Origin of the sequence: Micromonospora sp. NPDC047557 (assembly GCF_043205095.1) — a bacterium.
Taxonomy (GTDB): domain Bacteria; phylum Actinomycetota; class Actinomycetes; order Mycobacteriales; family Micromonosporaceae; genus Micromonospora.
The window spans coordinates 1,419,423-1,432,968 of the sequence record NZ_JBIDDK010000001.1; the positions used below are offsets into that span (position 1 = coordinate 1,419,423).

Below are 13,546 nucleotides of genomic sequence, written 5' to 3' on the forward strand. Positions count from 1 at the left end.
GCCCCGCCGACAGGGCACCAGCCCTGCGGCCCGGCGACGGCCCGGCAGGGTCAGCGCATGCGGGAGACGATGCCGGTGTCGTAGGCGCCGGAGCGGAACTCCTCGTTCTCCAGCAGCTCGGCGAAGAAGGGCACGTTGTTCTTCGGGCCCTCGATCCGGAAAGCGGCGACCGCGGCCTTCGCCCGTTCGATCACCTCGTCGCGGGTCGCGCCGCTGATGATCAGCTTGGCCAGCAGGCTGTCGTAGAACGGAGTGACGGTGTTGCCCTCGGTGTAACCCGAGTCCACCCGGACGCCCTCGCCGGTCGGCTCCACCCAGGTCCTGATCACGCCAGGGCCGGGCAGGAAGCGCTTCGGGTCCTCGGCATTGATCCGCAGCTCGATGGCATGCCCGCTCGGCGCGAGCGCGTCCGGGTCGAACGTCGGGGCCAGGCCGGCGGCCACCCGCAACTGCTCCTCGACCAGGTCGATACCGTAGACGTACTCGGTCACCGGGTGCTCCACCTGCAACCGCGTGTTCATCTCCAGGAAGAAGAACTCGTTCGTGGCCGGGTCGAGCAGACACTCGACAGTTCCCGCGTTGCGGTAACCCACGGCCTCGCCGGCGCGCACCGCCGCGGCCAGGAAACGCTGCCGCAGCTCCGGCGAGACCGCCGGGGACGGCGACTCCTCGACCAACTTCTGGTTGCGGCGCTGCACCGAGCACTCCCGTTCGCCGAGCGCCACCACCCGTCCGTCGGCCAGGCCGAGGATCTGCACCTCCACGTGGCGCACCCGGGGGAAGTACCGCTCGATCAACACCGAACCGTCGCCGAACATCCGCTCGGCGAACGCGCGCACCTTGTCGTACTCGGTGCGCAGCGCGGCCTCGTCGGCGGCCACGCCCATGCCCATGCCCCCGCCACCCGCGGCGGCCTTGACCATCACCGGGTAGCCGATCTCCGCGGCGGCCGTCACCGCCGCGTCCAGATCGGCGGCCGGGTCGGTGGTGCCGGGCGCGACCGGGACGCCGGCAGCCGCCATCAGGTTCCGGGCATTGATCTTGTCGCCCATCGCGGTGATCGCGTCCGCGCCGGGCCCGACCCAGATCAGCCCGCTCGCCTCGACGGTACGGGCGAACTCGGCGTTCTCGGACAGGAACCCGTAGCCGGGGTGGATGGCCTGTGCGCCGGTCGACTTCGCGGCGGCGAGGATCGCCTCGACGTTGCGGTAGCTCTGCGCCGGGTTCGGCGGGCCGATGAGGACGGCCTCGTCCGCCTCGGCGACGAACGGCAGGTCGGCGTCGGCCTCCGAGTACACCGCGATCGCGCGGATGCCGAGCCGCTTGGCGGTCCGGATGACCCGGCGGGCGATCTCGCCCCGATTGGCGACCAGCAGTGACTCGATCATGTTTCCTCCCGGCGTCCGGATGTTGGGACGATGCCAGGGAACCACGACCGGCCCACTCCTGACGAGCCGGGGCTCAGACGAGCAGCGCGGCCAGTCTCAGGCGAGCAGCGCGGCCAGGGTCGCGTCGCGAAGCAGTTCGGCGCGACGCCGACGGTCCACCTCGCCACCCAGGAACGGGGTCGAGTTCATCAGGCCGAACGCGGCGTGCGCCAACACCCGCGCCTCACCGTCGGGCATGCCCGGGTGCAGCGCGGTCAGCACCGTCACCCACTCCTCGACGTACATCCGCTGCAGGCGGCGGATCCGTCGTCGCGGCTCCTCCGGCAGGCGGTCCAGCTCGTGCAGGTGCAGTGCGATCACCGCCGGGTTGGCCAGCGCGAACTCGACGTGGAAGTCGATCAGTGACTCCAGCACGCCGCGCGGGTCGTCCGGATGCCCGGCGGCGCGTTCCCGGCCGCCGGTCAACAGCCCCTCGCTCACCGGGATCAGCGCGGCGGCCAGCATGGCCTCCTTGCCGGCGAAGTGGTGGTAGAGCGCCGGGCCGGTCACCCCGGCTGCCGCACCGATGTCGTCCATCGACACGCCGTGATAACCGCGGGCGGCGAACAGACCGACCGCGATCTCCAGGATCTCGTCCTTGCGGGACCGGCGCCGGCCCGCACCCGCCGCACCCCGTGCCTGCTGTTCCACCGTCACCGGGCAAGCGTAGACCGCGACCTGACCGCGGTGGGGCGGCGGTTACCGGTCGGTTGCGTGCGCCACGCCACCGGCCGGCACCCGCTCGGGCGGGGCCGACCGGTCGGCGAAGAGGTCTACTCGTCCGGGTCGAGGTCGTGCTCCGCGCGCAGCGCGGCGGCCTCCGTCTGTCGATCCAGCAGGTCCAGGGCGCGGGCCAGCAGCCAGGCCGTCTGGCGGACCGGACGCGAGCCGGCCGGGAGCCCACCGAGTACGCGGCGCAGCAGCGGCTCCGCCTCGGCCGGCCGGTCCAGGCGCAGCAGCAGCTCACCGACGAGGACCTCGACCTGGGCCGCCTCGCCGAACGCCTCGATCGACCGCAGCCGGTCCGGCACCCCGGCGAGCCGGTCCAGCGCCTCGTCCGGCCGCCCCTCGCCGACCAACACCCGCGCACCGGCCTCGGCCGCCATCGCCAGCTCGTACGTCACCGGCGGCTCCGGCTCCGGCTGCTCGGCCAACGCGGCCGCCAACCCGTCCACCAGCTCGATGGTCCGGACCGCCGCCGGTCGGTCGTCGGCCCAGAACCAGGCGTACGCCTCCCGCCGACGGGCTCGCAGCTCGTCCAACGGCAGGTCGGCGAGCCGGTACGCCGTGGCGGCGGCGGCGAACCGCTCGGCGGCAACCGCGTCCCGGTCGGCGTCGTAGAGGATCCCGCCGGCCTCCTCCAGCACCTGCGCCCGGTGCGGGAGATTGTCCGGGCCGTCCAGGTTGGTGGACAACTGCTCCAGCAGGGCCAGCGCCGGATCGATCTCGCCGAGCCCGGCGTACACGCCGGCCAGCAGGTGCCGACAGCGGTCGGCCTCCGCCTGGGCGCCCAGCCGGTCCAGGCCGAGCACGGCCTCCTCGGCGACCTCGGCCGCCTCGGCGAGCCGGCCCACCATGCGGTACGCGTTCGCCAGCTCCCAGCGCAGGAACGCGTCCCCCTCCGCGCCGCGCTCCACGCAGAGCGTCACCGCCTCGACGAAATCGTCCACCGCGTCGGCGGGCCGGCCGGCGGAGAGCAGCGCCCGCGCGCGGGCGACCCGGACGGGCAGCTCCGCGTCCGCCGGCGCCACCCGCAGCGCCTCGTCGCAGGCGGCCACCGCCTCCGCCGGGTCGTCGACCGTCCGTGCCCAGGCCAGGCAGGCCGCCGTGAGCAGTTCGCCGATGCCCAGCTCACGACCAATGCCGCGAGCCTCCTCGGCGGCGGCGCGGGCCTCGTCGACGCGGTCGGACTGCTCCAGCAGGTGCGCCCGGTGCAGCGCCATCCGAGCCGCCAGGTGCCGGTCGCCACCCGCGTCGGCCGGTGCCCGGTCCAGCGCCGCGAGGGCGTCCGCCCACCGTTGCTGGTGCAGCAGCGCCAACGCCAGTCGGTCGTGCCCCGCGGCCCGCTGCCGGGCGTCACCGAGCCGGTCCAGCACCTCGGCGGCCTCCCGGACCAGCGCGAGCCCCTCCTCGGCGTGCTCGTCGGCCCTGGTCAGCAGCACGCCGAGCCGCCCGGCGACCACCTGGGCGGGCACCTCCTCGCCCGCCGAGCGGTACAGGTCCAGCGCCGCCCGGTTCAACTCGACCGCGCCCTCGATGTCGTCCTCGTCGCCGCGCTCGGCGGCCCGCAGCGCCAGCCGGTGCGCGACCGTGCGCGCCGGCAGGTCGGCGGAGCCGAACCGGTCATCGCACGCGGCCAGCGCCGCCTGGAACGTGGCCCGGTCGTGTCGGCCCCAGCTCTCCTCGGCGAGGGTCAGCAACTCGTCCGCGTCGGCGTCGGCGGGCAGGGCGACGGCGGGTACCCCGACCCGCTCCCGACCAGGTCGGTCGGCGGACGCAGGCGTGGCCGCACCGAGCGCGACGGTCGATTCGTCCCCGGTCGGCCGGGCCGGACGGCGGCGGACGCTCGCGGAGAGCGGCAGGTGCTCGCCGCTGGGCCGGACGGCGAGCCGGCGGGCGATCCACTCCGACTGGTGCGAGGTGCCGTTGCGAGCGTCGAAGCGGGCGGCCAGCGCGGTCGCGGTCCCGGCCAGCTCGTCGGCCAGCGTCGGCGCGGGCACCTCGGCGGCCGGCCGGCCCTCGGCGGCCCGGCGGTACACCGTCGCCGTACCCGCCTGACGCAGCGCGGCGGCGGCGGTCGCCGCGAAGTGCATGGCGGCGGCCGGCGACGGCGGCCGGTCCAGCCAGTCCAGGTGCCGCTCGACCAGCTCGACCGCCCGCGCCTCGTTGCCGGTCAGCGTGCAGAACTCGATGTGGTCGCCGATGTCCCACAGGTCGGCGAGGTTGCCGCGCAGCTTGCGGTACGCCTCCCGGTGCGCGTCGCGCGCCGACTCACCTCGACCGGTACGCAGATAGGGCAGAAGCAGCGCCGTGAGGATCGCCTGCGGCTGCTCGGTGCAGGTCAGTCTGCCGGCGAGCACCGGTTCGGCCAGTGCCACCGCCTCGGCGTCCCGCCCGGTGTCGGCGAGGTAGCCCACCTGGCTCGTCGGGTCACAGCCGGCGCAGTCGGACAGGTCGTCGCGGGGCGTGGTCTGCCAGAGCCGGTACCAGTGCGCGGCGGCCTCGGCGTCGCCCACGTGGTCGGCGACCCGGAACCGGTGCTTGTGGACGGTCTGCAGGCTGTGCCCGCCGGCCCGGTAACGCCGCTCCATGTCGTCGAGCACCGCGTACGTGCGGTCCAGCGGCACCTCGGGGAACTTCAGCAGGCCGGACACCATGTACTTGAAGTGCCACAGCAACTGGTGCAGGTGGCGCTGGTGGTAGGGCTGCGGGTCGCGGTCGAACTCGGACAGGCACCAGGAGAAGGTCACGAACGACTTCGCCGGCTCACCGCCGTAGACGTACCCGGTGGTGGCCTGCATCCGGGTGACGAAGGCGAGGTGCCGGTCGTCGGCGGCGTCGACCCGGCGCAGCAGTTGCTCCAGCGCGGCGATCTGCCCCGCCCCGTACGGCATGTCGGCGATGCCACGCAGCACCCGCCACAGGTCCTCGTCGCTCATTGTCACTCCCGTCCCGGCACGGCCCGGCCGAGCAGGCCGAGGAAGGAATCGTTCAGCAGCGCGGCGTCGGCAGCGCGGATCGGATGGTGGCCGAGCAGCAGCGCCTGCCCGTACAGCGCCTCGATGGCGAGGCCGACCAGCTCCGGGTCGCCCAGCATCGTGACCCGCCGGACCAGCGGGTTGCGGTGATTGAGCACCAGTTGCGGGCGGTCCGGTGGGGCGGTGGCGGCGAGCGCGTCGAGCACTCCGCCCCACAGCTCGTCGGCGCGGTCGCGGCTGGCGGCGAGCTGGTCGTTGAACGCCGCCGACCGGCTGACCAGGTAGAGCGCGGGCAGCGAGACCGGGTCGTACGCCCGGATGACCACCTCGCAGCCGGACCGTTCGACGGCCCGCTGCGCGGCGGTGAGGAACGGCCGCAGCGCCAGTTCGACCTGCGGGTCGAGGGCCTCGAACCGGGTGGTGAGGTCGCTCGGCTCCAGCCGTTCGATAAGCACCGACCGGTCCACCGCCGGCAGCCGCTCGATCAGCTCGGTGTCGTACGTATAGCCGGCGTTCACCACCGCCAGGTCCTGTGCGGCGGCCACGGCGGCGAGTTGGCGGAACTCGTCGAGGCTGGCCGCGTAGCGGAGCACCCCGTGGCGTTCGCGGAACTCGGCGAGCGTGAGCGTGCCGACGTTGGTGTCCATCGGCCACCACCTGTCGACCAGCCGGAGCATCTCATCGTCGTGCAGTGCCAGCGCCTTCACGCCGAGGTGGTGCACCTGGAGGAACTCGGCCAGCCGGTGCGGGTCGTGTCGCGCCAGCCGGACCAGCCAGCCGCGTACCTGGTCGCCGAGCGCCTCCCGGGTCGCGGTGAGCAGGGTGTCCTCGTAGAGGGCCTCGCGGCTGGCCGTCGGGCGCAGCTCGGTCGCGTCGACCACGCAGTGCGCGAAGAACGCCCAGTCCGGCAGCAGGCCGTCCGCGTTCTCGGTGAGCAGCATCCGCTTGAGGTAGACGCGGTGCCCGGCCCGGGCCGCCGGGTTCACCGGGGTGGGCAGGATGACCGCGACACCGGTCAGCCCGGCCTCCGGCACGGCCAGCGGCAGCACGTCGAACGGCTCCACGCCGAGCGTCTCCCGGGCGTACCTGATCAACGCCGCGCGGTCGAGCGGCGTCCCCGGCGCGGTCGCCCACGGCGGTTCGCCGGTGGTGGTGACCGTGTCGCCGACCCGGACGGTGACCGGCAGCAGCGAGCCGTAGAGCCGCGCCAGGTCGGTGACGGTCGGGGTGGCGAACCACTGGTCGGCGTCGCGTCGGGGCACCAGAGTGACAGTGGTGCCCGGCTCGACGCGGGCGGCCTCCGGCGGTGCCACGGTCACGGCGTAGCGGCCGTCGGCGTACCCGGTCCACCGGACCGTGGGGTTGTCGCCGTGCCGGGTGAGCACCTGGATCTCGTCGGCGACCAGGAAGCAGGAGAGCAGGCCGATGCCGAACTGGCCGAGGAACTCGTGCCGGGAGAAGCCCAGCTCGTCGCGCTTGGAGCTACGGCCGATGGTGGCCAACAGCTCGTGCACCTGCGCCTCGGTCAGGCCGACACCGGTGTCGTACACCCGCAGGGTGCCGTCGCCGGTGATCTCCGGCGGCTCGATGCGGACCAGCGCCGGGGCGTCCGGCTCGGTCGTACGCCGGGCGGTGATCGCGTCCACGGCGTTCTGGAGCAGCTCACGGACGTAGACCCGTGGGCTGCCGTAGAGGTGATGGCTGAGCAGGTCGACCACGCCACGCAGGTCGACCTGGAAAGTGTGGTCCACGCCTGAGTTCTCCCCGGTCCCGATGCCGGCGCCCACCGTACCGATGATCACCGACGGCCCGCGTCCCCCTTTCGCCCGGCGGCTTGACCCTCGACCCGGTCGAACCGGCACGGTCGGCGGCATGACCTCCTCCGCTCTGGGCCGGGATTTCCGGCTGCTCTGGTCCGCCGCCGTCTCGTCCCGGTTCGGGGACGCGCTGCGTACGCCGGCTCTGGCCCTGCTGGCCGCGACACTGACCCGCGACCCTCGGATCATCGCGGCGGTCACCGTGGCCGGGCAGCTTCCGCCGCTGCTCTTCGGCCTGCTCGGCGGCGTGTACGCGGACCGCTGGGACCGCCGGCGGACGATGGCCTGCATCGACGGGGTACGCGCGGCGGTGGTGGCGGCGCTGGCCGTGGCGGTCGCCCTCGACCGGGCCGCCGTCGTGACGCTCCTGGCGGCCGCTTTCCTCCTCGCCGCGTTGGGCACCCTCTTCGACTCGGCCTCGTTCGCGCTGCTGCCTGGGGTCGTGTCGCCAGCCGCGCTGCCCCGGGCGAACGGACGGCTCCAGGCGGGGAGCGCGGTGGCCGGCGGCTTCCTCGGTGCGCCGGCCGCCGGTGTCCTCTTCGCCACCGCTCCCGCCCTGCCGTTCGCTCTGGACGCCGTCACCTTCGCGGTGGCGGCCCTGCTCGTGCTGGCCCTCACTCCGACACCCACCGTGGGCACGGGGCCGGCCGTCCGACGCCTGTCGGTGTGGAGCGAGATCGCCGAGGGGATGCGCTGGTTGCGCGGCGACCGGACACTGTGGCGGGTCACCCTGCTGGCCGCCGCGAGCAACCTGGCGATCAGCGGTCTGATGGCGGTGCTGGTGCTCTACGCGCTGGACGTGCTGCGCGTGCCGCCGGCCGGATACGGACTGTTCGCGGCGGGCGCCATTCTCGGCGGCGTGGGCGGGGCGCTCGGGGCGGGCCGGCTCGCCGCCCGGCTCGGCACGGTGCCCGCGCTGCGGGCGGTGCTCGCCGTGCAGACCGTCGCGCTGGTCGGGTTCGCGCTGGCCCGGCAACCGGTGCCGGGCGGGATCGCGCTTGCCGTCTTCGCCGCCGGCACCGTCGTGTGGAACAGCCTGTCGGCGTCGTACGGGCAGCGGCACGTGCCGGGTGGGCTGCTCGGTCGGGTGGGTGCCGCGCAGCGGATGGTCGGGCTGCTCACCGCACCCGTCGGCGCGGCGCTCGCCGGACTGGCTGCCGCCGCGTACGGGACGGTGCCGGTGGCGGCCGCCGCGGCCGGCACGTTCGCGCTGGTCACGCTGGCGGCGTGGCGAACGCTGCGGCCGGTCGCGTCGGTGCCGCCGGTCGCCGCCCCCACCGGCGGCCCGACAGCACCACAGCCGTCGCGCTGAACGGCACGTCGTCCACCTCAGCCCGCGCCGCGTTCGCGGTGGGACAGTCCGGACAGGCGCAGCGCGATCCGCTGCCGGACCGGGGGCACGGCGCCGAGCAGCCGCAGCAGCGCGTCGCGGGCCGGTCGGCGGGCCGGGGAGGTGGTGGCCAGCCGGGTCAGCCCGGCGGCGAAGCTCACCACGTCCTCGGCCATCGGGCGCTGCCGCGCGGTGTAGTCGTCGAGCAGCGTCTCCGGGCCGCCGGCGAGCACGTCGGCCAGCGCGGTGCCGAGGGCCACCGCGTCGCAGATGCCGAGGTTCATGCCCTGCCCACCGGCGGGGCTGTGCACGTGCCCGGCGTCGCCGGCCAGCAGCACCGGCCCGGCCCGGAAGGTGTCGGCGATCCGGTGGTGCACCCGGAACCGGGAACCCCACAGCACCTCGGTCACCCGGTCGGGCCGGCGGGTCGGGCCGCGCTCGTCGAGCAGCGCCTGGAGGTACGCCCGATCCGGCTCGGGCGGTGCCGTCGGCACGGCGGCGACCAGCCGGACCACGCCGTCCGGCAGTGGCGCCCAGACCAGCGGCCCGGGGCGGGCGAGGAACAGCGCGGCCTCGTCGCGGGGCAGCGCGCTGTCGACCCGCACGTCGGCGAGCACGAAGGACTCCTCGTCGCTGGGGCCGGCGAAGCCGATGCCGGCCGCCTGCCGGACCGTGCTGTGCAGGCCGTCCGCGCCGACCACGTACCGGGCGCGCAGGCCCGTACCGTCGACCCGCGCGAGCACCCCGTCGACGGTCGGATTCAGGTCGGTCAGCCGGCACGGCCGCCGCACCCGGACGCCGAGGTCGGCCAACTGCCCGACGAGCACGGCCTCGGTGACCGCCTGGGAGACCAGCAGGGCGTAGGGGAAACGGGACGGCAACCGGTGGAACGGAACCGACAGCAGCGTCCGGTCCCGGTCGCGGACCGTGAAACGCGGCGCACGCACCCCCTGGGCCACCAGTGGCGCCGCGACGCCGATCCGGTCCAGCACCTCCAGGGTGTACGCGTGCACGACGGCCGCGCGGGACGTCTGTGGCGGTTCGGCCTGCTGGTCCAGCACTGTCACGTCGACCCCGCGACGGGCCAGCGTCAGTGCGGTGGCGAGGCCGGTGGGGCCGGCACCCACCACCAGGACGTCGGTGCTCGTGGGCAGCATGGCCACCTCCGGAACGACTTGCGCCAACGTGTGTTGGCAAACGGTTGTTGGCAACGCTAGGACGGCGGTCGTTGTGTGTCAACAGCCGTTGGCATACGGTCGTTGGCATGACCGCGCCCGCCCACCCGACCCAGCCCCGCCGCTCGGACGCCACCCGCGCGGCGATCCTGCGAGCCGCCCGCGAGCGGTTCGCCGCCGACGGCTACGAGCGCGCCACGATCCGCGCCATCGCCGCCGACGCCCGGATCGACCCGTCGATGGTCATGCGGTACTACGGCAGCAAGGAGGGTCTGTTCGCGGCGGCGGCCGAGTTCGACCTCCGCCTGCCCGACCTGGCCGCCGTGTCGTCCGAGCAGCTCGGCGAGGTGCTGGTCCGGCACTTCCTCGCCCGGTGGGAGGGCGACGAGACGCTTGTGGCGCTGCTGCGGGCCGCCAGCACCAACCCGGGCGCGGCCGAACGGATGCGCGGCATCTTCGCCGAGCAGCTCACCGCGGCCGTGGCCACGTTCGGCACCGACCCGGCGCTGACCGCCCGACGTGCCGGCCTGGTGGCCAGCCAGATCCTGGGCCTCGCCTTCACCCGCTACGTCGTCCGGCTCCCACCGATGGTGGACGCCGAGCCCGAGGAGCTGGTCTCCTGGATCGCGCCGACCCTCCAGCGCTACCTGACCGGGCTGCCGCAGACCTGACCCAACCTTTTTCCCCTCCCCATGCGTCTGTCGGGTGACGCGCACCGTGGCGGCCGGAAGGGGTGCGGATGGGTTCGACGGCGAACGACGGCCGCGACGGCTACCTCGCCTTCGTGGAGAGCAACCAGCACCGCCTGCTGCGTGCGGCCTTCCTGATCTGCGGCAACCGGCACCAGGCCGAGGACCTTCTCCAGGACGCCCTGCTGAAGCTGGCGCTGCGCTGGACCTCCGTCCGCGACGGCGATCCCGCCGCCTACGTGCGCGCCATCCTCTACCGGGACGCGGTGTCGTGGTGGCGGCGTCGACGCCGGGAGTGGCTCAGCGCCGCACCGCCGGAGCAGGTGGCCCCCGACCGTGACGGTGCGCTGCGGCTGACCCTGCACGACGCGCTGGGGCTGCTGCCGCCCCGGCAGCGGGCCGTGCTGGTGCTGCGCTACTACGAGGACCTGACCGAGGTCGCGACGGCGGAGGCGCTCGGGGTGACCGTCGGCACCGTGAAGAGCCAGTGCCACATGGCGCTACGCCGGCTCCGCGAGGTGGCCCCCGATCTCACCGGAGATGGCCGACCGAGCCGGGGCGCGACCCGCGCCGGCGACCCGACCGCCGACCTGGAGGTGAACCAGTGAACGAGCGGGATCTGCGCCAACTGCTCGCCGTCAGCGTGGAGGACGTGCTACCCAGCAAGCCCGCGACGGCCGGCTGGGACCGGGCGCGGCGCACGCGTCGTACCCGACGGGTGCTCGGCGCGGCCATCCTGGCGGTGGTGCTGGTCGGCGGGGGCACGGTCGCCGTCCGCCGGCCGTCCGCCGCTCCGCCCCTGAACCACACGGTGGCGCCGACCGTCGAGCCCACCCACGCCGATCCCGTGCAGCGTCCGCCGACCGAGCTGACGTACCCACCCGATCCGCTGAACCGGCTGAGCGGCCCGGCGACCGTGCAACTGTCCGAGCGACCGGTCCAGCGGGCGCTGGCGCTGTTCCAGCCCGTCGACGAGGAGAACCGCGCGGACGGCCCGGTCCGGATCCTCGGCGACGACGGTGTCGTCCGCGGTCTCGACGTGGTGACGCTGGCGCCCACCCGGGACGCGGACGGCAACGAAGCGACCGCCGTGAAGCCGGGTGTTCTGTCGCCGGACGGCCGGTGGGCGGCCTTCGCGCAGACCAATGAGCTGATCATGGTGGATCTCACCACCGCGGGCGTACGCCGGATCCCGCTCGACGGCTACCTGGAGCTGGTGGTCTGGGCGCACGACCGGGTGCTGGTCGGCGGCGACAACCGGACGTACGCGGTGGAGCGCGACACCGAGGCGGCGAGCACCATCGACGTGTCGGCGTGGAACGTGGTGGCACCCGACCCGGAGGCCGGCCGCGAGGCGGCGCTGATCGAGGTGACCGGCGAGCGGGGTGGCCTGACGTTGCGCAGCCGGAGCGCCCGCGAGGCCACGATCCGCTCCGAACAACGGATCACCCATGACGCGCTGCCCTCGCCGTACCAGGTCAACGAGTTCTACGGCCGGGGCTGGCTGCACGGCGGCCGGTTGGCGAGCGCCGCGTGGATCACCAGCACCCCGATCGACGGCGCCGAGGGGGTGGCCGTGCTGGACTCCCGTACCGGCGAGGTGACCCACGTGCTCGACCTCGGTCGGGACCGCGGAAAGGGCTGCTGCCCGGTGCTGGGCTGGGACAACAAGGGCGCGGTGCTGCTCCGCCTGGAACCGGCCGCCCTGGCCCGCTGGGACCCGGAGACCGGCGCGATCACCGGCATCATCCGTGACCTGCGCGGCGTGTTGGCGCTGGCCGGCTGAGGCTCGTCGAGCGCTCAGCCGGCCGGGCCCGCCCCCTCAGGCGGCGATGCCGCCGGGCTGGTCGCCCTTCACGACAGGCGCCCGGACCAGGTTGCCCCACTCCGTCCACGAGCCGTCGTAGTTGCGCACCTGCGGGTAGCCCAGCAGGTGCCGCAGCACGAACCAGGTGTGGCTGGACCGCTCACCGATGCGGCAGTACGCGATCACGTCGTCGTCCGGGCTCAGCCCGAGCTGGTCGGCGTAGATGGCCTTCAGCTCGTCGGCGGACTTGAACGTGCCGTCCTCGTTCGCCGCCGACTTCCACGGCTTGCTGACCGCGCCCGGGATGTGCCCGCCGCGCAGCGCGCCCTCCTGCGGGTAGTCGGGCATGTGCAGCATCTCGCCCGTGTACTCGCCCGGGGACCGGACGTCGACCAGCGGCCGCCCGACGGCGATGTGCGCCATCACCTGCTCGCGGAACGCCCGCAGCGGGGCATCGTCCCGCAGCGGCACGGGGTAGTCGGCGCGGGGCCGGGTCGGCTTGTCGCGGGTCACCTCGCGCCCCTCGGCGATCCACTTCTGCCGGCCGCCGTCGAGCAGGCGCACGTCGGCGTGGCCGAAGAGCGAGAACACCCAGAGGGCGTACGCGGCCCACCAGTTGAAGTTGTCGCCGTAGAAGACCAGGGTGTCGCCCCGGCCGATGCCCTTGGCGGCACACATCTCGGCGAAGCTCGTCGCGTCGAGATAGTCCCGGGTGACCTGGTCGTTCAGGTCGAGGTGCCAGTCGACCTTGACGGCACCGGGAATGTGACCGGATTCGTAGAGCAGGACGTCCTCGTCGGACTCGACCACGACGAGGCCCTCGTCGCCCAGGTGCTCGGCCAACCAGTCGGTGGTGACCAGCCGCTGCGGGTCGGCGTACGACTGGAGGCGGGGATCAGGATCGTTCGGCACAGACATGATCCCCAAACTACGCCCCTCGCACAGAGCCGCGGGCGGGTACGACGACGAGGTCGCCGCCGTGCCCGCCCGCGCGAAGGAGCCCGATAGGTCAGAACTTGGCGGTGCAGTAGAGGATGTGCTTCTTGTCGTTGACCTGGTCGATTTCCTCGTCGTACTGGTAGAAGCAGGCGCGGGCGGTGTAGCCCTTGTCGTTCACCATCGCCGACCACGAACCACTCGTACGGAGGTTGTCGTACTGCTTGCGCAGCGACCCGCTGCTGTCGAAGCTCTGCACGAGCACGCCGGACATGTAGCCGAAGCTGCCCGTCTGCCGGGCCCAGGCGGTGCGGCAGAACGTGCTGTAGCGCAGCTCGACGTAGGTGGCCGTGTACTTGGTGTACGCGTTGTCCAGGTACCCGCAGCGCATGTACTTGCCGTCCACGGTGGCGATGTAGGTGTCCGGGTCCTTGCCGTCGCAGACCGAGCCGCAGCCGGACGTCGCGGCGGAGGCCGGCTGGCCGCCGATCAGACCCACGGTGAGTCCGACGGTCACGGCGGCCAGCGCCGCCGCCACGCGGGTCGTGAGCCGTCGGGCCCGGCTACGGTTCTGGGTGACAATCATCTACAAACCTCCAGTCAGCGCGGATTCCCGGACTGTAGGAGGACTGATCATCACCGCGTCATCGTTCCGGCACCGCGATGT

At 73.7% G+C, this 13,546-nt stretch carries 11 protein-coding genes; 4 read left to right on the forward strand and 7 right to left on the reverse strand.

Annotated features, from left to right (window positions below):
* Positions 1-50 precede the first annotated feature (50 nt).
* The 4 genes from ACGGAQ_RS06680 to ACGGAQ_RS06695 form a co-directional block, all read right to left on the reverse strand.
* Positions 51-1,388, reverse strand: a complete 1,338-nt coding sequence (locus tag ACGGAQ_RS06680; protein ID WP_393045234.1) for an acetyl/propionyl/methylcrotonyl-CoA carboxylase subunit alpha — start codon at positions 1,386-1,388, stop codon at positions 51-53.
* 96 nt (positions 1,389-1,484) lie between these two features.
* On the reverse strand, positions 1,485-2,084 hold the full coding sequence (locus tag ACGGAQ_RS06685; RefSeq protein WP_393045236.1) for a TetR/AcrR family transcriptional regulator: 600 nt from the start codon (positions 2,082-2,084) through the stop codon (positions 1,485-1,487).
* Positions 2,085-2,200: 116 nt separating this feature from the next.
* A complete protein-coding gene (locus tag ACGGAQ_RS06690) occupies positions 2,201-5,086 on the reverse strand; it encodes a hypothetical protein (protein ID WP_393045238.1) in 2,886 nt (961 codons plus the stop codon).
* Positions 5,087-5,088: 2 nt separating this feature from the next.
* Complete coding sequence (locus tag ACGGAQ_RS06695) at positions 5,089-6,876, reverse strand: HSP90 family protein (protein ID WP_393045240.1); 1,788 nt, start codon at positions 6,874-6,876, stop codon at positions 5,089-5,091.
* A 121-nt stretch (positions 6,877-6,997) separates the two neighbouring features.
* On the opposite strand from ACGGAQ_RS06695, the gene ACGGAQ_RS06700 reads away from it, so the two are divergent.
* Entirely contained in the window at positions 6,998-8,254 is a 1,257-nt protein-coding gene (locus tag ACGGAQ_RS06700) for an MFS transporter (RefSeq protein WP_393045242.1), read from the forward strand.
* 17 nt (positions 8,255-8,271) lie between these two features.
* Here ACGGAQ_RS06700 and ACGGAQ_RS06705 read toward each other — a convergent pair whose 3' ends face one another.
* The gene (locus ACGGAQ_RS06705; protein ID WP_393045244.1) at positions 8,272-9,429 is read right to left on the reverse strand and encodes an FAD-dependent oxidoreductase; all 1,158 of its coding nucleotides are present in this window, start codon (positions 9,427-9,429) and stop codon (positions 8,272-8,274) included.
* A gap of 107 nt (positions 9,430-9,536) precedes the next feature.
* Here ACGGAQ_RS06705 and ACGGAQ_RS06710 point away from each other — a divergent pair, with 107 nt between their 5' ends.
* From ACGGAQ_RS06710 to ACGGAQ_RS06720, 3 genes are all read left to right on the forward strand, one after another.
* Positions 9,537-10,118 carry a TetR family transcriptional regulator gene (locus ACGGAQ_RS06710; protein WP_393045246.1) on the forward strand — a complete coding sequence of 194 codons (582 nt, stop codon included), beginning with the start codon at positions 9,537-9,539 and terminating at the stop codon, positions 10,116-10,118.
* Between the two features lie 68 nt (positions 10,119-10,186).
* Positions 10,187-10,744, forward strand: a complete 558-nt coding sequence (locus ACGGAQ_RS06715; protein WP_393045248.1) for a SigE family RNA polymerase sigma factor — start codon at positions 10,187-10,189, stop codon at positions 10,742-10,744.
* Positions 10,741-11,922, forward strand: coding sequence for a hypothetical protein (locus tag ACGGAQ_RS06720; RefSeq protein WP_393045250.1), 1,182 nt, complete (start codon positions 10,741-10,743; stop codon positions 11,920-11,922). The genes ACGGAQ_RS06715 and ACGGAQ_RS06720 overlap by 4 nt, the downstream gene beginning before the upstream one ends.
* A 36-nt stretch (positions 11,923-11,958) precedes the next feature.
* On the opposite strand, the gene ACGGAQ_RS06725 is transcribed toward ACGGAQ_RS06720, so the two are convergent.
* Together ACGGAQ_RS06725 and ACGGAQ_RS06730 are read right to left on the reverse strand one after the other, a co-directional pair.
* Positions 11,959-12,861 carry a sulfurtransferase gene (locus ACGGAQ_RS06725; RefSeq protein WP_393045252.1) on the reverse strand — a complete coding sequence of 301 codons (903 nt, stop codon included), beginning with the start codon at positions 12,859-12,861 and terminating at the stop codon, positions 11,959-11,961.
* A gap of 91 nt (positions 12,862-12,952) precedes the next feature.
* The gene (locus ACGGAQ_RS06730) at positions 12,953-13,465 is read right to left on the reverse strand and encodes a DUF2690 domain-containing protein (protein ID WP_393045254.1); all 513 of its coding nucleotides are present in this window, start codon (positions 13,463-13,465) and stop codon (positions 12,953-12,955) included.
* Between the last annotated feature and the right edge of the window lie 81 nt (positions 13,466-13,546).

What these genes read in the sequence shown, in the direction of transcription:
- ACGGAQ_RS06700 (WP_393045242.1), top strand. Translation starts at nt 6,998, where the DNA reads ATGACCTCCTCCGCTCTGGGCCGGGATTTCCGGCTGCTCTGGTCCGCC.
- ACGGAQ_RS06690 (WP_393045238.1), bottom strand. Translation starts at nt 5,086, where the DNA reads ATGAGCGACGAGGACCTGTGGCGGGTGCTGCGTGGCATCGCCGACATG.
- ACGGAQ_RS06680 (WP_393045234.1), bottom strand. Translation starts at nt 1,388, where the DNA reads ATGATCGAGTCACTGCTGGTCGCCAATCGGGGCGAGATCGCCCGCCGG.
- ACGGAQ_RS06710 (WP_393045246.1), top strand. Translation starts at nt 9,537, where the DNA reads ATGACCGCGCCCGCCCACCCGACCCAGCCCCGCCGCTCGGACGCCACC.
- ACGGAQ_RS06705 (WP_393045244.1), bottom strand. Translation starts at nt 9,429, where the DNA reads ATGCTGCCCACGAGCACCGACGTCCTGGTGGTGGGTGCCGGCCCCACC.
- ACGGAQ_RS06715 (WP_393045248.1), top strand. Translation starts at nt 10,187, where the DNA reads ATGGGTTCGACGGCGAACGACGGCCGCGACGGCTACCTCGCCTTCGTG.
- ACGGAQ_RS06730 (WP_393045254.1), bottom strand. Translation starts at nt 13,465, where the DNA reads ATGATTGTCACCCAGAACCGTAGCCGGGCCCGACGGCTCACGACCCGC.
- ACGGAQ_RS06725 (WP_393045252.1), bottom strand. Translation starts at nt 12,861, where the DNA reads ATGTCTGTGCCGAACGATCCTGATCCCCGCCTCCAGTCGTACGCCGAC.